The sequence below is a fragment of the Micromonospora sp. WMMC264 genome (genome assembly GCF_027497275.1).
Classification (GTDB): domain Bacteria; phylum Actinomycetota; class Actinomycetes; order Mycobacteriales; family Micromonosporaceae; genus Micromonospora; species Micromonospora chalcea.
The window spans coordinates 6,225,898-6,244,677 of record NZ_CP114907.1 but is presented as its reverse complement, the minus strand read 5'-3'; the positions used below and the strand labels follow the sequence as shown (position 1 = coordinate 6,244,677).

At 73.3% G+C, this 18,780-nt stretch carries 19 protein-coding genes; 8 read left to right on the top strand and 11 right to left on the bottom strand.

Translation table 11 applies throughout. From position 1 onward, the window contains the following. Positions 1-73: 73 nt before the first annotated feature. Positions 74-1,240, top strand: coding sequence for a homogentisate 1,2-dioxygenase domain-containing protein (locus O7542_RS27845; RefSeq protein WP_043327929.1), 1,167 nt, complete (start codon positions 74-76; stop codon positions 1,238-1,240). Positions 1,241-1,295: 55 nt separating this feature from the next. Here the strand turns inward: O7542_RS27845 and O7542_RS27840 are convergent, their stop codons facing one another. Genes O7542_RS27840 through O7542_RS27830 form a run of 3 tightly spaced genes read right to left on the bottom strand, consistent with a single transcriptional unit; the run spans position 1,296 to position 4,874 of the window. Further along, positions 1,296-2,336 (bottom strand): NAD(P)-dependent alcohol dehydrogenase, encoded by a 1,041-nt coding sequence (locus O7542_RS27840; RefSeq protein ID WP_104114855.1) that lies wholly within the window; start codon positions 2,334-2,336, stop codon positions 1,296-1,298. Between the two features lie 46 nt (positions 2,337-2,382). Beyond that, positions 2,383-3,471: a tetratricopeptide repeat protein gene (locus O7542_RS27835; RefSeq protein WP_113973635.1), complete on the bottom strand. Its 1,089-nt coding sequence runs from the start codon at positions 3,469-3,471 to the stop codon at positions 2,383-2,385. Between the two features lie 50 nt (positions 3,472-3,521). Then, positions 3,522-4,874, bottom strand: a complete 1,353-nt coding sequence (locus O7542_RS27830) for a BTAD domain-containing putative transcriptional regulator (protein ID WP_064446762.1) — start codon at positions 4,872-4,874, stop codon at positions 3,522-3,524. Between the two features lie 176 nt (positions 4,875-5,050). On the opposite strand from O7542_RS27830, the gene O7542_RS27825 reads away from it, so the two are divergent. Next, on the top strand, positions 5,051-5,581 hold the full coding sequence (locus tag O7542_RS27825) for a hypothetical protein (RefSeq protein ID WP_043327926.1): 531 nt from the start codon (positions 5,051-5,053) through the stop codon (positions 5,579-5,581). Between the two features lie 38 nt (positions 5,582-5,619). On the opposite strand, the gene ispF is transcribed toward O7542_RS27825, so the two are convergent. Beyond that, entirely contained in the window at positions 5,620-6,102 is a 483-nt protein-coding gene (gene ispF / locus O7542_RS27820; RefSeq protein WP_069089199.1) for a 2-C-methyl-D-erythritol 2,4-cyclodiphosphate synthase, read from the bottom strand. A 549-nt stretch (positions 6,103-6,651) separates the two neighbouring features. Here ispF and O7542_RS27815 point away from each other — a divergent pair. After that, positions 6,652-7,371 carry a hypothetical protein gene (locus O7542_RS27815; protein ID WP_281605418.1) on the top strand — a complete coding sequence of 240 codons (720 nt, stop codon included), beginning with the start codon at positions 6,652-6,654 and terminating at the stop codon, positions 7,369-7,371. 8 nt (positions 7,372-7,379) lie between these two features. On the opposite strand, the gene ispD is transcribed toward O7542_RS27815, so the two are convergent. Both ispD and O7542_RS27805 read right to left on the bottom strand, forming a co-directional pair. Continuing rightward, positions 7,380-8,075: a 2-C-methyl-D-erythritol 4-phosphate cytidylyltransferase gene (gene ispD, locus O7542_RS27810; protein WP_281605417.1), complete on the bottom strand. Its 696-nt coding sequence runs from the start codon at positions 8,073-8,075 to the stop codon at positions 7,380-7,382. Between the two features lie 53 nt (positions 8,076-8,128). Further along, the gene (locus O7542_RS27805; protein WP_007073334.1) at positions 8,129-8,614 is read right to left on the bottom strand and encodes a CarD family transcriptional regulator; all 486 of its coding nucleotides are present in this window, start codon (positions 8,612-8,614) and stop codon (positions 8,129-8,131) included. 328 nt (positions 8,615-8,942) lie between these two features. Here O7542_RS27805 and O7542_RS27800 point away from each other — a divergent pair, with 328 nt between their 5' ends. Further along, the gene (locus tag O7542_RS27800) at positions 8,943-9,638 is read left to right on the top strand and encodes a hypothetical protein (protein WP_113973571.1); all 696 of its coding nucleotides are present in this window, start codon (positions 8,943-8,945) and stop codon (positions 9,636-9,638) included. A gap of 7 nt (positions 9,639-9,645) precedes the next feature. On the opposite strand, the gene O7542_RS27795 is transcribed toward O7542_RS27800, so the two are convergent. The 4 genes from O7542_RS27795 to O7542_RS27780 are packed head-to-tail and all read right to left on the bottom strand — an operon-like array spanning position 9,646 to position 13,340. After that, positions 9,646-10,245, bottom strand: coding sequence for a hypothetical protein (locus O7542_RS27795; RefSeq protein ID WP_281605416.1), 600 nt, complete (start codon positions 10,243-10,245; stop codon positions 9,646-9,648). Between the two features lie 39 nt (positions 10,246-10,284). Next, on the bottom strand, positions 10,285-11,346 hold the full coding sequence (locus O7542_RS27790; protein ID WP_043327920.1) for a type III polyketide synthase: 1,062 nt from the start codon (positions 11,344-11,346) through the stop codon (positions 10,285-10,287). 29 nt (positions 11,347-11,375) lie between these two features. Then, positions 11,376-12,542, bottom strand: a complete 1,167-nt coding sequence (locus O7542_RS27785; RefSeq protein ID WP_043327919.1) for an acyl-CoA dehydrogenase family protein — start codon at positions 12,540-12,542, stop codon at positions 11,376-11,378. A 42-nt stretch (positions 12,543-12,584) separates the two neighbouring features. After that, positions 12,585-13,340, bottom strand: a complete 756-nt coding sequence (locus O7542_RS27780) for a methyltransferase domain-containing protein (protein WP_166457720.1) — start codon at positions 13,338-13,340, stop codon at positions 12,585-12,587. A gap of 45 nt (positions 13,341-13,385) precedes the next feature. Between O7542_RS27780 and O7542_RS27775 the strand changes: the two genes are divergently transcribed. The 4 genes from O7542_RS27775 to disA all read left to right on the top strand — a co-directional run bounded on the left by O7542_RS27775 (position 13,386) and on the right by disA (position 17,978). Next, a complete protein-coding gene (locus tag O7542_RS27775; protein ID WP_166457719.1) occupies positions 13,386-14,216 on the top strand; it encodes a UbiA family prenyltransferase in 831 nt (276 codons plus the stop codon). 142 nt (positions 14,217-14,358) lie between these two features. Continuing rightward, positions 14,359-15,108: a hypothetical protein gene (locus tag O7542_RS27770; protein ID WP_043330867.1), complete on the top strand. Its 750-nt coding sequence runs from the start codon at positions 14,359-14,361 to the stop codon at positions 15,106-15,108. 104 nt (positions 15,109-15,212) lie between these two features. Further along, positions 15,213-16,658: a DNA repair protein RadA gene (gene radA / locus O7542_RS27765; RefSeq protein WP_064446858.1), complete on the top strand. Its 1,446-nt coding sequence runs from the start codon at positions 15,213-15,215 to the stop codon at positions 16,656-16,658. 129 nt (positions 16,659-16,787) lie between these two features. Next, positions 16,788-17,978, top strand: coding sequence for a DNA integrity scanning diadenylate cyclase DisA (gene disA, locus O7542_RS27760; RefSeq protein WP_030502855.1), 1,191 nt, complete (start codon positions 16,788-16,790; stop codon positions 17,976-17,978). An 8-nt stretch (positions 17,979-17,986) separates the two neighbouring features. On the opposite strand, the gene O7542_RS27755 is transcribed toward disA, so the two are convergent. Beyond that, entirely contained in the window at positions 17,987-18,739 is a 753-nt protein-coding gene (locus O7542_RS27755) for a hypothetical protein (RefSeq protein WP_064446769.1), read from the bottom strand. Positions 18,740-18,780 lie beyond the last annotated feature (41 nt).

The following is an 18,780-nucleotide window of genomic DNA, read 5'->3' as shown; positions in this document are numbered from 1 at the left end:
CTACGAGGAACGGACAACAGCGTCCGATTATCGGACGCTACCGGCCGGAGAACGGGACATATCGGGAGGCGAGATGCCGTACTACCGCAGCGTCGGCGACGTGCCGCGCAAGCGCCACACCCAGTTCCGCCAGCCCGACGGCACGCTCTACGCGGAGGAACTGGTCGGCCAGGAGGGCTTCTCCTCCGACTCGTCGCTGCTCTACCACCGGCACGCGCCGACCGCGATCCTCGCCGCCGAGGAGTTCGCCCCGCCCACCGTCACCCGCGTGCCGAACCTGCCGCTCAAGCCGCGTCACCTGCGCACCCACAAGCTCGACGGCACCGGCGCGGACCCGGTGCTCGGCCGGCAGTACCTGCTCGCCAACGACGACGTACGCATCGCGTACGTGCTCGCCGACCGCCCGTCACCGCTGTTCCGCGACGCCACCGGCGACCACTGCCTCTACCTGGAGGCCGGGTCGATGCGGGTGGAGTCGCCGTTCGGCGTGCTCGACGCGGTCGCCGGCGACTACGTCGTCATCCCCACCTCGACCATCCACCGCCTGGTGCCCACCGGCGACGAACCGACCCGGCTGCTCGCCGTCGAGGCGTCCGGCCACATCGGCCCGCCCAAGCGCTACCTCTCCGTACGCGGACAGTTCCTGGAGCACGCGCCCTACTGCGAGCGCGACGTCCGCGGACCGGACACGCCGCTGCTCGTCGACGGCGAGGAGGTGGAGGTGCTCGTCAAGCACCGCCGCGGGTGGACGAGGTACGTCTACGCCAACCACCCGTTCGACGTGGTCGGCTGGGACGGGCACATGTACCCGTGGGCGTTCTCCATCCACGACTTCGAGCCGATCACCGGGCGGATCCACCAGCCGCCGCCGGTCCACCAGACGTTCCAGGGCCCGAACTTCGTGATCTGCTCGTTCGTGCCGCGCAAGGTGGACTACCACCCGGCCGCCATCCCGGTGCCGTACAACCACCACAACGTCGACTCCGACGAGATGCTGTTCTACACCGGCGGCAACTACGAGGCCCGGCGCGGCTCCGGCATCGAGCAGGGCTCGATCTCGCTGCACCCGTCCGGCTTCACCCACGGCCCCCAGCCGGGCGCGGCCGAACGCTCGATCGGCGCGGAGTTCTTCGACGAGCTGGCGGTCATGGTGGACACGTTCCGCCCGCTCGACCTCTGCGACGCGGCCGCCGACTGCGAGGACGACGGCTACGCCTGGACCTGGGCGCGCAAGCCCTGACGTACGCGAAAAGGGGCCGCGCCCGGCACGGACGCGGCCCCTTCGCACGCGGTCGTCAGAACGTGGACGCGTCGATGACGAAGCGGTAGCGCACGTCGGAGGCGAGCACCCGCTCGTACGCCTCGTTGATCTTCTCGGCTCCAATGACCTCGATCTCGGCGCCCAGCCCGTGCTCGGCGCAGAAGTCGAGCATCTCCTGGGTCTCCGCGATGCCGCCGATGTTCGACCCGGCGAACGAACGGCGGGCCGGGATCAGCGAGAACGCGTGCACCGACAGCGAATCCTCGGGCGCGCCCACGTTGACCAGCGTCCCGTCCACCGCGAGCAGCCGCAGGTACGCGTCCATGTCGAGGGTCGCGCTGACCGTGTTGATGATCAGGTCGAACGAGTTGGCCAGCTCACGGAACGTCTCCTCGTCCGAGGTGGCGTAGTAGTGGTCGGCACCGAGCCGCAGCCCGTCCTCCCGCTTCTTCAGCGACTGCGACAGCACAGTCACCTCGGCGCCCATCGCGTGCGCCAGCTTCACGGCCATGTGGCCGAGGCCGCCCATGCCGATCACCGCAACCCGGGTGCCCGGCCCGGCGTTCCAGTGCCGCAGCGGCGAGTACGTGGTGATGCCGGCGCAGAGCAGCGGCGCGGCGGCGTCCAGCTCGATGCCGTCCGGGATGCGCAGCACGAAGTCCTCGGTGACCACGATGGCCTGCGAGTAGCCGCCCTGGGTCGGCTTGCCGTCCCGCCCCACCCCGCCGTACGTGCCGGTGCTGCCCTTCAGGCAGTACTGCTCCAGCCCCTTGCGGCAGTTGTCGCACTCCCGGCAGGAGTCGACCAGGCAGCCGACGCCGACCCGGTCGCCGACGGCGAACTTCGTGACCGCCGAGCCGACCTCACGCACCACGCCCGCGATCTCGTGGCCGACCACGATCGGGTAGCGGGTCGGGCCCCACTCGCTGCGCGCGGTGTGGATGTCGGAGTGACAGATGCCGGAGAACTTGATGTCGATGAGAACGTCGTCCGGGCCGAGATCCCGCCGCTCGATGGTGGTCGGGACGAGCGGTTCGGTCGCGGACGTCGCCGCGTAGGCATTGACGGTGAGCACGGGTCCCCGCATTCCTTGAGCCGGTGTTTCCGGTCCTCCTACCCTCTCACCGGCGAGCGAACGCGGTGAGTCCGGCCACCACCGACGCGGTCACCACCCCGGCCAGCGGCCACGGGCTGCCGACCAGCGCGTACACGAGAAGCAGCAGCACCGCGGCGGCGGCCGCCCAGACCGGCACGGCCAGGCCGCGCGACATCGCCTCCCGCAGGCCGGGCCGCCACGTCGCCGGACGCCGCAGCAGCACCGCCACGCCGGCCACCGACAGCGCCGCGAACAGCCGGGACGCGCCGGACGAGGCCGGGGCCAGGACGCCGGCCAGCAGGCTCGCGAGCAGCGACCAGCCGGCCACCGACAGCAGGAGCCGCCGGATCCCGTCGTCCACGGTCCGGACCGGGTCGGGCCGGGCCACCGGCAGGTCCGCCAGCGCGGTCAGGTGCTCCAGCGTCTCGGCGTAGCGGCGTCGCTCCAGCCGGGCCACGCCCACGTCCTGCCCCGCCTCGCCCAGCTCCGGGTCCAGCCGCAGCGCCTCCCGGTAGGCCCGCTCGGCCAGGTCGAACAGTTGCAGCCGCACCGCGACCAGGCCCAGCACCAGGTGCGCCTCCGGCTCATCCGAGGCCAGCTCGACACCCCGCCACGCCGCGTCCAGCGCCGCCTGCCCGTTGCGCGACGCGGAGAGAATGGCGGCGGCGCTGCGCTGCGCGTACGCGTCGCCCGGACCGCGCGCCAGGATCTCGTCGGCGGTGGCCGCTGCGGGCTTCCAGCGTTCGAGGTCGAGCAGCGCGAAGCCACGGGCCACGAGCACCGGCAGGACACCCCCGGCCGTGTCGGCGGCACGCGTCCCGGACGTCTCAACGGCAACGGGCGGCTCGACGGCGGACGTTTCGCCGTCGGCTGTCACGGCGTCCGGAACTGGGGTCACGGCCGTCTCGGCGACGGCCAGCGCCTCCGCCGGACGCCCGGCGGCCAGGTGCATCCGGGCCAGCATGGTCAACGCGGGCAGGTGCCCGGGCTCGTCCGCGAGCAGCGCGGTGAGTTCGCCGACGCCCTCGTCGTAGCGGCCCAGCTCGGCGAGGAGATGGGCGCGTTGCAGGTAGCCGTCGGCGGCGGACTGGTCGGGTGCGGCGTCACTCGGCATCCCGGCGAGCGTATCCGCCCCGGCCCACCAGCTGCCGACAGCTCCCGTCGTCAGGAACTCCGGCAGGCGACGCCCGCCCGGCCGCCACACGTCCCGAGGCTGCACCACCGGCGCAGCCCGCTCTCGTCCAGGAACAACCACCCGCAGCTCCGGTCCGGGCAGGCCCGCACGGTGAACCGGGCCGGATCGGCGAGCAGTTGCGCGCCGCTGAACGCAGCGGCGTGCACCGGCACCCGAAGGCCGGCGGCGAGGTCCGGCCACCAGCGACCGCGTCCGTCGACCGCGCGCCGGAACGCGAGCGTACGGGCGGCGGCCTCGGCGGCCCGGGCGACCGCTTCGAAGGCCGGGCCGTCGTCCGGGTCGACCAGGCTGGCGTAGAGCGCGGCGCGGAGCGTACGGGCCTCGTCGAGCACCACCTCCGCCGCGCCGGGATCGCGCCGGGCGAGGTGAAGCAGACGGTTCATCGACACCTCGTCCACCAGCCCGACATGGCCGGCCCAGACAGCAAGGGTGCGATAGCCGCGCAGCCACTCGGCGCCGGGCAACGGGGACTCGCGCCCCCAACCGGCGAGGGTGTTGCAGAAGTCCAGGGCCGGGTGGCCGCCCACGCTCCACGGCAGGCTCTCGTCGTTCACCCGGATCTCGTGCATCGGCCGGCCGACCCGGTCCAGGCGGTCGTCGCCCGCGAGCACCCGCCGCTGCACCTCGCGGAGCCGGGGCCCCGGCTCGACACCGAAGTCGGCCACGAGCAGGTCCCGCGTGGCGCGGTAGAGGCGCAGCGCGTCGGCCCGCCGGGCACCCCGGTACAGGGCGGTCATCAGGACCGCCACGAGGTGTTCCCGCGTCGGGTGCTCGGCGGCCAGCGGCAGCAGTTCGGCGATCGCCCGCGTGTGCTGGCCCAGCGCGAGCTGCGCCTCGGCCCGTAGCTCCACGGCCACCAGGCGCAGCTCCTCGACAGTGCCGTGCAGCCGGTACCGCAGCTCATCGTCCGCCGCGTCGGCGAGCAACGGCCCGCGCCAGAGAGCCAGCGCCCGGTCGAGCGACCGCACCCGCTCGGCGGGATCGGCGGCTCTCCCGGCCCTCCGGACCAGTTCGGCGAACTCGTCGACGTCGACCCGGTGCCCGTCCTCCTCGACCACGTAGCCCTCGCCCCGGGTGCTGATCCGCACCCCGTACGCGTGGAGCGAGCCCCGCAGCCGCCCGACATACGTCTGCACCACGCCCCGAGCGGCGGCCGGCGGCCGGCCGTTCCAGAGCAGGTCGATGAGGCGGTCGGTCGGCACCACGCGCCCCACGTCGAGCAGCAGCATCCCGAGCAGGCATCGCTCCTGGCGTCGGCTGCCGACCTCGACCGGCCGACCGTCGTGGCGGGCCTCGAACGGCCCGAGCAGGCGGAACTCCATACCGAACAGGACCGGTCGATCCGGGCCGGAGGTTGCCGTGCGGCGGTGATCGCATGGTCAGCCGTCCGGTCGTCCGGTCCGCCCGCTCGGAACAGCTCCGCACAGTGCGGTCAGCCCGTGGTGAGCCGGCCCGGCGATCCTGACCGCCCTGACCACCGACGAGATGGAGAGCGGACATGCGTTTCAGGATGAGCGTCGCGGTGGCGGCGGTTGTGGCAGTGGTTGTCGCGGCGCTACCCGGCTCGGCGACCGCCGCGCCGGACCGGCACCACGGCGTCGGCGCCTGGGAGCCGGCCCCGCAGGCGCCATTCGAGTTGCCCGCCGGCGCGCGGTGCGAGTTCGCGGTACGCGTGGAGCCGATCGTGGACGAGGTGCGCAAGTTGACGCTCGCCACGTATCCGGACGGCGCACCGAAGCGGGAACTGTTCACCGGCGCCCTGATCAACCGGGTGACGAACCTGGAGACCGGCGCCACGTCCACCGCTGACGCGAGCGGCACCTCGCTCGTCGACTACCGCACCGACGGCTCGATGACCTGGTACGTGACCGGGCCGGTGCTGCTCGGCTTCCGGGAGAACGCCGGCACGCTGCCGAAGGGGCTGTGGATCGTCGACGGCCAGTTCCGGGTGGAGTTCTCCCCCACCTACGACAAGACCATCACGATGCTCCACGGCACGACCCACAACGTCTGCACCGACGTCGACTGATCGGGTGACGCGGCGACCGGCGTCCCCTGGTCACCGCGTCAGTCGGCCGGGGCCTCGTAGACCAGGGCCACCGCGATCCCGGCCAGCCCTTCCCCACGCCCGGTGAAGCCGAGGCCGTCAGTGGTCGCAGCGGACACGGTCACCGGCGCGCCGACCGCCTCGGAGAGCACCCGCTGCGCTTCCTCCCGGCGCGGCCCGATCTTGGGGCGGTTGCCGACGACCTGCACCGACACGTTGCCGATCTGGAAGCCCGCCGCCCGTACCCGGCGCGCGCTCTCGGTCAGCAGCGCCACCCCGGAGGCACCGGCCCACTCCGGCTGGTCCACCCCGAAGTTCGCGCCCAGGTCACCGAGGCCGGCGGCGGAGAGCAGCGCGTTGCAGGCGGCGTGCGCCGCCACGTCGGCGTCGGAGTGACCGGCCAGGCCGTCCTGGTCCGGCCAGTGCAGGCCCGCGACCCAGCAGGGTCGCCCGGCCGCGAACGCGTGCACATCGGTGCCGACGGCCACCCGAGGAACGATCATGACCAGAGGGTACGCGCTGCGCCTTGACGGCCGCCCGGGCTGTGGTTAGCTTGGTTTCTGTACGCCCCAGTGTCGCCTCTGCCTCGCGCATGCGCCTGGGGCTCTTTCTTGCCGTCGGCGCGCCGGACAATCCGCCGCGATCGTCACGCTTAGCATCCAGTCCGTGACGCCACACCCCCATGCGCGAACCGTGCATCACTGGATCTCCCTCGGCAGGTTCCATCCCTATCTGGCTGCCGCCGGTGGCGACGAGAGCAAGGCCTGTGAGCTTTACGAGTGGAGCGTCGCCCTGACGGGCGCGTCGTTCGAGGCGTTTCACTACGTCGAGGTCGTCACCCGCAACGCGATAGATCGGGAGATGAGGGTGCACCTCAACGAGCCGGGCCGCGGTATCCCATGGTTCCTTCTGACGGTCAGCGCTAAGCGCCAGGTGCAGGATGGAATCGATCGAAACGTCTCCGAGGTCCGCGCGCGCTTGCGTCGAGAGCACTCCCAGAAGGAAACCCGCGACCAAATCATCGCGGGCTTGAGTTCGGCTTCTGGGTCTCGATGTTGGGTTCGGAGCACGAGCAACTCTGGCGGGAGGCCCTGCACCGCGCCTTCCCTTACTCGTCCGGCAAGCGCCACGATGTCGCCAGCGCGATGAACGCCCTCCGGGTGTTCCGCAATCGGCTGGCTCATCATGATTCGCTTCTCGCCACCGACGTGCCGTTCCGCCTCAGCCAGATGATCGATGTCGTCGCGTGGGCGGACCCGGACGCCGCCCGCTGGCTCAGGAGGATCGAGCGGGTGACCGAGGTGCACCGACTGCGCCCAGCCACCCGCAACGACACCGTGGTGGTCCCCGCCAGGAACGCATGGGGGCTCTATCAGTCGACGCGAGCGTACGTCTGCCAGGCGGGCAGATCATTTCAACCTGTGGATCATCTGGCCTTCTACTCTCAGCGCCAGATCCTTCCAGAGGTGCCCAAGATTCTCTTTCGGCTCGACAACGTCGATTGGACAGTCGGTGAGGTGAACCGGCTCCGAGCGACGGGCGAACGGCGCGACGCCCTCCTCGCCGACATCATCGAGGTCAGCCGCAAGCAGGGGTGGACCGAAGGGCGCTATCAGGTATTCGGCCTTACCGCGCCAGGTTCGGCTGGCCACCTGACGCTACCGACGCCCATCCCGCATCACAGCCGAGGCAGAGGTAGCGCCTTCACCCAGGGTCAGCGGTATGTCGTCCGAGACCGCCTGCGCCGGGCTCGATCCACCGCCGACCTGTGAGGAGTACGTCAGACGCCGGTGGACAGCAGGTGTTCGGCCAGGGACAGGTCGAACGGGCGGGTGATCTTCAGGGCCAGCTCGGAGCCGGGTACGCAGGTGACCGCGATCCCCTGCTTCTCGACCAGCCCGGCGTCGTCGGTGAGCGCGTCACCCGCCGACCGGTGGGCCGCGAGCAGTACCGAGCGGCGGAAGCCCTGCGGCGTCTGGACCGCCCGCAACGCGGACCGGTCGACGGTGCCGAGCACCCGCTCGGCCGCGTCGACCTCCTTGACGGTGTCGACCACCGGCAGCACCGGGATCACCGCGTCGTGCCCGTCGCGGACCGCCGCCGCCACCGACTCGACCAGGCCCGGCGGGGTGAGCGCACGGGCGGCGTCGTGCACCAGGACGATCTCCGGACCGGCGGGCACCGCTGCGAGAGCCGCCGCCACCGACGCCTGACGCTCGGCGCCACCGGGCACCACTGTCACCGGCGCCACGGGCGCCAGCATCGCGTGTACCGCCTCGACCTCGGTGGCCGGTGCGGCCACCACGATCGTGTGCACCGAGGGCGCGGCGGCGACCCGGCGGACGGCGTGCACGAGCAGTGGTTCACCGGCGAGCGGGCGGAGCGCCTTGGGGGCGCCGGGTCCGAGGCGTACGCCGGCACCGGCCGCAGGAACGAGGACCGCGACGTCACCGCGCGGATTGAGCTGCGCGGTCACGTCGCGGTCCTCGGATTCGTTCGCTGCGGGGTGGGTAGAGGCAGAGGTGTGGATCAGGCCTCGGTCAGCACCTTGTCGAGCAGCGTCTCGGCCTCGTCCTTGGTGCTCTTCTCGGCCAGCGCGACCTCGCCGACGAGAATGTCACGAGCCTTGGCGAGCATCCGCTTCTCGCCCGCCGACAGGCCCCGCTCCCGCTCCCGGCGCCACAGGTCGCGGACGACCTCGGCCACCTTCAGCGGGTTACCGGAGGCCAGCTTCTCCAGATTCGCCTTGTAACGCCGCGACCAGTTGGTCGGCTCCTCGGTGTGTGGTGCACGGAGCACGTCGAAGACCTTGCCCAGGCCCTCTTCGCCAACCACCTCGCGCACACCCACGATCTCGGCGTTCTCGGCGGGAACCCGGACCGTCAGGTCACCCTGTGCGACCCTCAGGACGAGGTATTGCTTGGGCTCGCCCTTGATGACCCGAGTCTCGATTGCCTCGATGAGTGCGGCCCCGTGGTGGGGGTAAACAACGGTCTCGCCGACACTGAAAACCATAGGTTCGAAACCCCTTTCGCTGTGTCTAGGGTAACACGCTCAGGCACCGATGTCTCACCGCTGTCCTGACCGTTGGCGCAGCTCAGGGGCCCTGTGAGAGGTATTTCTTCAGCTTGACAGGCGGCCAAACCGATGGTTTCGACACGCTCCGTGAGGATCACGTGACAACCCGGTAAGGGGTGACGGGAGCGTCCAGATCTAGGGCAATGCGCTCCTTCCATGGTAGCTCCGCAAGTCCGTCCGCGCCCAGGTGTGGCGTTACGGCGGCCGGTGCGGGACGCTGGGAGAGGACGCGACGTCCGCTCACCGAGACGTTCCTGGGGGTCCGATGGGCGTGCCTGACGCTGACGGCCAGGGGCCGCCGGACGGGCTCCCCGGCCTGCCCCCGGAGTGGGGCCGCGTAGTCGTCCCGGACGACGCCTCGGCGCTCGCCGACGAGGCCCGGCAGGTCCGCCGGGAGCTACGGCGGGCACGAACGGCCGCCGGCCGCCGCACCGGCTCGCTCCGCCTCGGACTACCGGCGCTGATCCTGCTCGTATCGGTGCTGATCACACTCGCCGGCCTCGCGGCGGTCACCTGGCCACGCGCCACCCGGTCCGGCGCACCGACAGTGCTCCCCCACGGCGGCGGCGCAGCGCCGCAACCGGTCGGCCCGCTTCCCGCGCTGGACCTGGTCGGCGCAGACGACGTGCCGGTGCCGCTGCGCAGCATGCTGCCCGCCATGATCATCCTGACCGACGCCTGCGCCTGCGCCGAGCAGGTCACCGCGGCGGCCGGAGCCGCCCCGCCCGGCGTCACGGTGGTCACCGTGACCGCGGGCCGGCGGGCCGGCTCGGCGAGCGTCCCGGGGGTACGCCCACTCGGCGACCCGGCCGGCGGGCTGCGCTCCTACCTGCACCTGTCCGCCCAGCCCGGCATCGCCCCGGCGCTGCTGGTGGACCGGCAGGGCTCGCTGGTGCGGGTAGTGCCGGAGCTGGGCCCGCTGTCGGACTACCGGGCCGACCTGGCCCGGCTGGCCGGCTGACCGACCGTCAGTAGAGCGCCTCGAGCCGGGCGTCCAGGTCGGCCCGGCCCCTTATCGCGACGAACCGCATCTGCACCAGCTCGCCACTGCCGCCCACCACCGGCACGTCCAGCTGCCCGCCGCAGCGCAGCGCCCGCCGGAACTCGTCGTCCCCGAGGCCGGAGACGAGTACGACGACCAGCCCGTCACCGGCGCAGCTCACCGACAGCCGGTAGTTGTCGCCCCGCGTAGGCCGTACCTGCCGGACGACAGGCGGCCCGCCCGGCGTCAGCCGGGACCTCTCCCGCCACACGACGTGCGACACCTGGAGCAGACGCGTCGTGCCGTCGTCCTCCACCCGTATCACCACCGAGCGGTCCGGCTCGGCACGCGGCACGCGGCGGTTGTCCAACGCCGCTTCGCGCCCGGCGCGTGGCACCGGACGCGCTGCGCCCGTCGACGGGTCGACCCGCCAGTTGCGCGGGGCCAGATCCACGCTCGCGGGCGCGGCCGACGTGGCCGGGCCGGGCTGCGGGGCCGCCGACCGCCACCAGGCCGAGCCGAGCAACACCGCCAGGACGGTCAGGCCGGCCAGCAACGCCCGCCCGTCCCGCTCCTCGGAGGCCATGCGGGCAGCGTATCGGCGCGACGCGACCGGGGCGACCCGTCAGCCCACGCGTTCCAGCAGCGCCGCGTAGAGCGTCAGCCCCGGCCCGAACGCGAGCATCACCACCCAGCGCGGCGGCGACGGCTCCGTACGCCACAGCCGGTCCAGGATCAGCAGCGTCGTCGGGGACGAACAGTTGCCGTGCTCGGCGAGCGTCCCCCGGGAGGCGGCGAGCCCGTCCGGCGGCAACGCCAGCTCACGCTCCACCACGTTGAGGATCCGCGGCCCGCCCGGGTGCACCGCCCAGCCGTCCACGTCGGAGCGTTCGCACCCGTGCCGTGCCAGCAGCTCGTCGACCAGGGTCCGCACGTGCCGGGAGAGGACCTGCGGCACCTTGGGCGACAGCCCCATCCGGAAGCCGGTGTCGGTGACGTCCCACGTCATGTGGTCGGCCGTGGAGGTGTCGGTGACCGAGGTGACCTCGCGCAGCGCGTACCCCCGGCCCCCGGGGACGACCACGGCGGCGACCGCGGCGTCCGAGAACAGCGCGTGGGAGACGATCTGCTGGGTGTCCACCCGGGCGCCCGGCGGCTGGATGTGCAGGCTGGTCAACTCCGCGCAGAGCAGCAGCGCGGGACGCCCCCGGGCGGTGACGAAGTCGCTCGCCGCGCCCAGCCCGGGCAGGGCCGCGTAGCAGCCCATGTGCCCGACGAACATGCGCTGGGTGCTCGGCGACATGCCGAGGTCCCGGGCGAGCAGGATGTCCAGCCCCGGGGTGGCGTACCCGGTGCAGGAGCAGACGATGAACATCCCGATGTCGGCGGCGTCCAGGCCGGCGGCGGTGAGCGCCCGGCTGACCGCCTCCTTGCCCAGCGGCAGCGCCTCGACCTGGTAGCGGCGCATCCGGCGCTCGGTCGGCCACTCCGAGACGTCCTCCAGCAGCGGGTTGACCGCCGCCTGCCGCCGGGTGACGCCCGAGTTCGCGAAGATCCGCTGCGCCAGCGCCCGGGTGTTCCCCTGGAAGTGCCCCGCGAAGAAACCCGTCCACAGCTCGTCCTGGTCCGCGCCCGGCGGATGCGCCGTACCCAGGCCCGCGATCACCGGCATGCCCACGTCCCCCACCCCTCCCTCATCTCTCGCACCAACCCTGGTCACCAACGAGGGAGCGCGCTGTCCCGGTCCGGGTCGCCGCCGAGCGCGGCGATGCCGAGCCAGTCGGCGCACACGTCGGACGTGGCCGGGTGCAGCGAACCGCAGCGGGCGTCCCGGTAGAGCCGCTCCAGCGGATGCCCGCGCCGGGTCGCCGAGGTGCCGGCCGCCTCCAGCATCGAGGCCGCGACCTCGGCGGCGGTGGTGCCGGCCAGCAGCTTGGCCCGCCACACCCAGCGGTTCGTCTCGGCGTCGCCGGGCGCCTCGTCGACCCGGCGGGCCGCCTCGGCGACCACCAGTTCGGCGGCGGCGGTGGCCGCGTCCGCCCGGCCCAGGCGGGCCCGCACCGCGGGCAGCCCGGCGAGGTTGCGGGCGTTGAGGTGCTCGGCGGCCGCGTCGATCGCGGCCCGGGCCACGCCCACGTAGACCGCCGCGTAGCTCGCCACCAGCCAGTGCGGCATGAGCTGCGCGACCACCAGAGCCAGCCCCTCGACGCCGCCGAGCAGCCGGTCGGCCGGAACCGTCACGTCCAGGTGCACGTCGTGCGACGAGGTGGCCCGCATGCCGAGCGAGTCCCAGGTGGGCTCCACGGTGATCCCGTCCCCGGCCGGGACCAGGAACTGCGACACCACCGACTGGTCGGCGGCGCTGCGGGCAGCCACCAGGTAGCCGTCCGGGTGGCCGGCGCCGGAGCAGAACGTCTTGCTGCCCTTGATGTGCCAGCCGCCCTCGACCGGCTCGTAGACGGTGCTGAGCTGCGACAGCCGGGCGCCGGCGCCGCGTTCGCTCATCGCCACCGCGTACCAGGCGCCGTCGGCCGCCGCGCGCAGCAGCCGGTCCCGCGCCGCAAGCGCCTCATCCGGTACGCCGAGCGCCTCGGCCAGTTCCTCGGTGACCGCGCCCAGCGCGCCGGTGACCGAGGCGTGCATGTTGAACACCAGCGCGGTCGCGCCGTTGCCCCGGGCCAGCTCGGTGGCGACCGCCGCGTACTCGGCGAAGCTCGCGCCCGCGCCACCCAGCTCGGGCGGCACCATCAGCCCGAACAGCCCGGCCGCCCGCAGGTCCGCGAAGTCTTCCACGGGGAACGAGCCGTCGCGGTCGTGCCCGGCCGCGCGGGCGGCCAGTCGCGGCGCCAACCGGCGGGCCGCCTCCAGCGCGTGCACAGTCATGTCGCCCCCTTCTCGGCGTCCCTTTACCCCGGGCGGCCCCGGCTACCCGCCCCGGCGCCCCCAGCCCTGGTACAGCACCGCCGCCGACCGGGTCGGCACCATGCGCGGCTCGGTCCTCGCCGGACGGTCGCCGCCGCGCATACGGCGCAGCAACCAGGCAAGCGTGCCGCCCAACTCCGGGCGGACCCCGCGTACCTCGAGCGACACGCCGTGCCGGGCGCACTCGGCGACGAGCGCGCGGGCGTCGACGAACAACCGGGGGTCGTGGATGCCGCGCGGCACTGTGGGCAGCCGTTCGCCCAGCTCCACCGCGACCAGCCGGGCCAGCAGCGTGTCGTTCAGCGTGTCCAGCACCAGCAGGCCGCCGGGCCGCAGCAGCCGGCACGCCTCGGCGACCGCGCGCCGCCAGTCCGGCACGTGCTCCAGCACCTCTCCGGCGGAGACCACCGCCGCGCAGGCGTCGGTCAGCGGCACCGCCGTCGCGTCGCCCTGGACCGCTGTCACCCCGTGGTCGGCGGCCTGGTCCAGCGCGGAGCGGGTCAGGTCCACCCCGACGTGGCGGTAGCCCTTGCCGGCCAGGTGCGGGGCCAGCAGCCCGGCGCCGCAGCCCAGATCGACGAGCAGATCGTCCGGCGTGGACGCCGGTGGCACCAGCGCCGCGCGCGCCCGCGCCAGCCAGTGCAGCATCGCGAACGCGCCGTCCGGCCGCCACCACTCGTCGGCCAGATCGTCGTACTGCCGGGGGTCGTTCGGCGGCAGCACCCGGTGCGGAGTGGACACCCCGGGCACGTCAGGCATGCGTCGAGCGTGGCACGACTGCCCGGTAACGACCAGACTTCCCTTATGTCGACACGGGTGTTAGGGCTGGTCAAGGCGAGCCATCCGGAACCCGCTGCGGCGGTCACCGTGGTCGCCGCGCTGCTCGCCGCCGGCGCCGGGCACTCCGCGGCCGGCGTCGCGGCGGTGGCGCTGACGGTGCTGGCCAGCCAGCTCGCTGTCGGCTGGAGCAACGATCTGATCGACGCCGAGCGGGACGCCGCGGTGGGGCGTACCGACAAACCGGTGACCACCGGCGCGGTCAGCCGGCCGGCGCTGGCCCGGGCCGTCGTGGTCGCAGTCGTCGCCACCCCGCTGCTGGCGCTGGCCGGCGGCCCGGCCGCGGCGGCCTGCGCCACGCTGGGCCTGGTCTCCGCGCTGCTCTACAACCGGCCGCTGAAGTCGACGGCGGTGTCGGTGCTGCCCTACGCGGTCTCGTTCGGCGCGCTGCCCGCGTTCGTGGTGCTGGCGCTGCCCGGCTCGCCCGCGCCGCCGGCCTGGCTGGTGGCCGCCGCCGCGCTGCTGGGCGCCGGCGCGCACTTCGCGAACGTGCTGCCCGACCTGGCCGACGACGCCCGGACCGGGGTGCGCGGCCTGCCGCACCGGCTGGGCCCCGCCGGCAGCCGGCTCGCCGCCGCCGGGCTACTCCTGGCGGCCACCGTCGCGCTGGTCTTCGGCCCGCCGGGACCGCCGTCGTGGGCCGGGCTGTCGGCCGTCGCCGCCGCCGTCGCCGTGCCGGCCCTCGGCTGGTACGCGGGACGCGCCGCCGCCGGACGCTCGGCGAGCGCCTTCCGGGCGGTGCTGGTGGTGGCGCTCATCGATGTGCTGCTGCTGGTGACGAGCGGCCGGGTGGTCTGACGGTCTCCCTCGCCGGGTGGCATTGCCGGGTCCGCGTGCGGGCCTCGATCAGCTCCAACTACCCTGGAGCGCGGTCTGCGCGGGTATGGCCACCCCGTGCCCGGTGGTCGACCGGGCGGGGATCGTGACGAGGAGGACCGACGTGACGCGCTCGATCAGGGGTTCCCGGGGGCCGGCCCTGCTGCTGGCCGGCACGGCGGCGGCGAGCCTGCTGCTGTCCGGGTGCGGCACCGGGCAGATTTCCGAGACCGCCAACAAGATCCCGTCGGTACAGGGCGTCAACGTCCAGACCTCCGACAACCTGTACAAGGTGCGCGGTCTCTACGTGCGGACGCCGGGGCCGAAGGGCTACGAGGCGGGGTCGAACGCGCCGGTCAACGTGGTGATCTACAACGACAGCGAGAAGCCGGTGACCGTGACGGTCACCACCGACAGCGCCCGGGAGATCGTGCTCACCGGTTCCGGCGCGGGCGAGAGCGGCGCCGCCACCCCGACCGGTTCGCCCACCGAGCCGGGCACCGCCTCGCCGACCGCGAGCGACCCGAGCGCGTCGCCGAGCCAGTCGCTGGGGACGTCCGAGTCGCCGTCGGCCAGCCCGTCGCCGAGCGAGACCGGGTCCGCGCCCGCCGGTCAGCCGGCCCGGATCGAGATCCCGGCGCTCAGCTACGCCCAGCTCAACGCCGACAACCCGCGGTTCCTCCAGCTCGTCGGCCTGAACCAGAAGCTGCTCGTCGGCCAGCAGGTCAACCTGACCTTCGACTTCGGCGACGGCAAGGTCATCACGACCCCGGCGCCGATCGGCATCCCGCTGACCGCGGAGCCCACCCCGTCCAAGATCGTCAACCCGCGTGAGCACGGGGCCGAGGACGGTGGCGTCGAGGGCGGCCACTGACCCCCGTCCTCCTTCCGTCGGCACCGCCGCCGTGGCCAGCGCCACGCCGGCGGTGTCGCCGTTTCCGGTGGGCTTTCGTCGTACGGGCCGGTTAGCGTCCTGTGGTGACCACGCCCCGATCGACCCCCTCCCGTGCCGGCGCCGGCCGCGGTCGCGCCGCCCGTGAGCCCCGTCCGGCCTACGAGTGCGACGCCTGCGGTCACCAGCCCCCGAAGTGGGTGGGCCGGTGCCCCGAGTGCGGCGAGTGGGGCTCGGTGGTCGAGTCCACGATCACCGGCCCGCTGGTCTCCGGCCGGGTGGTCAGCTCGCGGATGCCGGCCGAGCCGGCCCGGCCGATCGCCACCATCAGCGCCGCGCCCGCCCGCGCCCGGGCCACCGGCGTCAGCGAGCTCGACCGGGTGCTCGGCGGCGGCCTCGTTCCCGGCGCGGTGGTGCTGCTCGCCGGTGAGCCGGGCGTGGGCAAGTCGACGCTGCTGCTCGACGTGGCCCAGCAGTGGGCCGCCGGGGCCGGCAGCCCGTCGCTGGTGGTCAGCGGCGAGGAGTCGGTCAGCCAGGTGCGGCTGCGCGCCGAGCGGATGGGCACCCTGCACGACCAGCTCTACCTGGCCGCCGAGAGCGACCTGTCGGCGGTGCTCGGCCACCTCGACGCGGTCAAGCCCGGCCTGCTGGTGCTCGACTCGGTGCAGACCATCTCCACCACCGGCACCGAGGGCGTGCCCGGCGGCGTCACCCAGGTCCGCGCGGTCACCGCCGCCCTGGTCGCGGTCGCCAAGGAGCGCGGCATCGCCACCGTGCTGGTCGGCCACGTCACCAAGGACGGCCAGGTGGCCGGCCCCCGGGTGCTGGAACACCTGGTCGACGTGGTGCTGCACTTCGAGGGCGACAAGCACTCCTCGCTGCGCATGGTGCGCGGCGTGAAGAACCGCTTCGGCGCGGCCGACGAGGTGGGCTGCTTCGAGATGCACGAGGGCGGCATCAGCAGCCTGGCCGACCCGTCCGGCCTGTTCCTGACCCGCTACTCCGAGCCGGTGCCGGGCACCTGCGTGACGGTGGCGATGGAGGGGCGCCGGGCGCTGGTGACGGAGGTGCAGGCGCTGATCGGGGCCACCGTCGCCGGTTCGCCCCGGCGTACCGTCTCCGGCCTCGACAGCGCCCGGCTCGCCATGGTTCTCGCGGTGCTCCAGCGCCGGACCGAGCGGCTCACGCTGCACGACCGGGAGGTCTTCGCCGCCACTGTCGGCGGCATCCGGGTGGTCGAGCCGGCGGCCGACCTGGCGGTGGCGCTCGCGGTCGCCTCCGGCGGGCTCAACCTGGCGCTCAACCCGCATCTGGTGGCCATCGGCGAGGTCGGGCTCACCGGCGAGGTACGCCGGGTCGGCGCGGTGCCCCGCCGGCTGTCCGAGGCGGCCCGGCTGGGCTTCCGGCTGGCCCTCGTGCCGCCCGGGTGCGGGCCGGAGAGCAGCGGCGCCGGGCCGGAGAACATGCGCGTGATCGAGGTCACTGACGTGCGGGCCGCCCTCCAGGCCGCCGCCCGCGCATCGGCGGAGTGACACGGTGGGATCCGCCGGGCGTTCCCGGACACGCGGCGCAGCCCGTGAAGAGCCGCCCGAGCCGGGCATCGTGACACATCACAGTAACCACGAGAGCACCCACCGCACGGCAGTCCGTAGACTGTGCCCGTGCCGATCGACCGCGATGCCACCAAGCCCGCAACGGCGACGCCGCACGCCCGTACCGGCGCCGTGAGCGGCAACCCCGCTCGTGCCATCAGCGTGAGCGTCAACGGAAGCGTCGGCGGCGGGGCCGGTGGCGACCCGCTGCGCGCCAACCTCGCCCTGATGGCTCCCGGCACCGCCCTGCGGGACGGCCTGGAGCGGATTCTGCGCGGCCGCACCGGCGCGCTGATCGTGCTCGGCTACGACAAGGTGGTCGAGCAGATCTGCACCGGCGGCTTCCCGATGGACGTGGAGTTCTCCGCCACCCGGGTCCGGGAGTTGTGCAAGATGGACGGCGCTGTCGTCCTCTCCAGCGACGGCACCCGGATCGTGCAGGCCGGCGTGCACCTGATGCCCGACCCGTCGATCCCGACCGAGGAGTCCGGCACCCGGCACCGCACCGCCGAGCGGGTGGCCCGGCAGACCGGCTACCCGGTCATCTCGGTCAGCCAGTCGATGCGGATCATCAGCCTCTACGTCAACGGCCAGCGGCACGTGCTGGACGACTCCGCGGCCATCCTGTCCCGCGCCAACCAGGCGCTGGCCACGCTGGAGCGCTACAAGCTGCGGCTGGACGAGGTCTCCGGCACGCTCTCCGCGCTGGAGATCGAGGATCTGGTCACCGTCCGCGACGCGGTGGCTGTGGTGCAGCGGCTGGAGATGGTCCGCCGCATCGCCGACGAGATCGCCGGTTACGTGGTGGAGCTGGGCACCGACGGCCGTCTGCTGGCCCTTCAGCTCGACGAGCTGATGGCCGGCGTGGACGCCGACCGCACCCTGGTCATCCGCGACTACCTGCCGGTCGGCCGCAAGTCACGCACCCTGGACGAGGCGCTCGTCGAACTCGACCTGCTCAGCGCCACCGAGCTGATCGATCTCGTGGCTGTCGCCAAGGCGATCGGCTACCCGTCCGCCTCCGACGCGCTCGACGCGGCGGTCAGCCCGCGCGGGTTCCGCCTGCTCGCCAAGGTGCCCCGGCTGCCGGTCGCCGTGGTCGACCGGCTGGTGGTGCACTTCGGCAGCCTCCAGCGGCTGCTCGGCGCGACAGTGGAAGACCTCCAGGCCGTCGAGGGCGTGGGCGACGCACGCGCCCGTGGGGTCCGCGAGGGCCTGTCCCGGCTCGCCGAGGCATCCATCCTCGAACGGTACGTCTGACCGACCGCTCAGCCGGTGATGGTCAGCTTCACCGGCTCGCTGATCTTGGTGCCGACGCGGGCGAACACCTGGTACGCGCCGATCGCCGCGAACTCACCGTTCGCGAGCCCGTTGGCGCACCGGTTGTCCACCCGGCCGTTCCAGCCCAGCTCGTAGGAGCGCTCGAAGTTCGGCGTGAACGACTGCGGATCCGAGCCCTTGCCGGTGCCGCACGTGTCCGAGGACCAGATCTTCTCCGCGCCCGCCTTGATGTACAGCTCCTGCAGATCGGCGCCCACGTCCCGGCTGCACGTCCGGTTCGACACGTTCTTGACCTTGAGGCGCAGCGTGACCACAGTGCCCCGCTGGGCGGTGGCCGGCACCGCGACCGGCGTCACCAGCAGCTCCGAGTCGGTGCAGTTGCCGTCGTCCGAGACCGGCTGCCCGTTCGCGCCGCCGTTACCGGTGCCGCCGCCGTTGTTCGCGCCGCCACCGGTGTTGCCGCCGCCGTCGCCCGTACCGCCACCGGTGCTGCCGCCGCCCGCGTCACCGGCCGTCGGTGACGGGCTGCCCGACTGCGGGGTCAGCACCGAGCCGGACGGGGCCGGCTCAGCCCCGGCGGAACCGGTCGGCGACGGGTCCGTGCCCGGCGCGCCGGTGTTGCGGTCCGTGCCGGTGCACGAGTAGAGCAGGACAATCAGGAAGAGCAGGCCCGCTCCGAGCACGACGGCACGACGCCGCCAGTACACGGCAGGGGGCAGGGGGCCGACCGTCAGACGCATGATGCGCCTACCGTAGCCGCGCGGCGCACGGCTCGCCGGTC

Excerpts from the sequence above, each read along its gene's own strand:
- O7542_RS27845 (WP_043327929.1), top strand. The coding sequence starts at position 74 with ATGCCGTACTACCGCAGCGTCGGCGACGTGCCGCGCAAGCGCCACACC.
- O7542_RS27835 (WP_113973635.1), bottom strand. The coding sequence starts at position 3,471 with ATGCCGAGTGACGCCGCACCCGACCAGTCCGCCGCCGACGGCTACCTG.
- O7542_RS27830 (WP_064446762.1), bottom strand. The coding sequence starts at position 4,874 with ATGGAGTTCCGCCTGCTCGGGCCGTTCGAGGCCCGCCACGACGGTCGG.
- O7542_RS27825 (WP_043327926.1), top strand. The coding sequence starts at position 5,051 with ATGCGTTTCAGGATGAGCGTCGCGGTGGCGGCGGTTGTGGCAGTGGTT.
- ispF (WP_069089199.1), bottom strand. The coding sequence starts at position 6,102 with ATGATCGTTCCTCGGGTGGCCGTCGGCACCGATGTGCACGCGTTCGCG.
- O7542_RS27815 (WP_281605418.1), top strand. The coding sequence starts at position 6,652 with ATGTTGGGTTCGGAGCACGAGCAACTCTGGCGGGAGGCCCTGCACCGC.
- O7542_RS27805 (WP_007073334.1), bottom strand. The coding sequence starts at position 8,614 with ATGGTTTTCAGTGTCGGCGAGACCGTTGTTTACCCCCACCACGGGGCC.
- O7542_RS27800 (WP_113973571.1), top strand. The coding sequence starts at position 8,943 with ATGGGCGTGCCTGACGCTGACGGCCAGGGGCCGCCGGACGGGCTCCCC.
- O7542_RS27795 (WP_281605416.1), bottom strand. The coding sequence starts at position 10,245 with ATGGCCTCCGAGGAGCGGGACGGGCGGGCGTTGCTGGCCGGCCTGACC.
- O7542_RS27785 (WP_043327919.1), bottom strand. The coding sequence starts at position 12,542 with ATGACTGTGCACGCGCTGGAGGCGGCCCGCCGGTTGGCGCCGCGACTG.
- O7542_RS27780 (WP_166457720.1), bottom strand. The coding sequence starts at position 13,340 with ATGCCTGACGTGCCCGGGGTGTCCACTCCGCACCGGGTGCTGCCGCCG.
- O7542_RS27775 (WP_166457719.1), top strand. The coding sequence starts at position 13,386 with ATGTCGACACGGGTGTTAGGGCTGGTCAAGGCGAGCCATCCGGAACCC.
- O7542_RS27755 (WP_064446769.1), bottom strand. The coding sequence starts at position 18,739 with ATGCGTCTGACGGTCGGCCCCCTGCCCCCTGCCGTGTACTGGCGGCGT.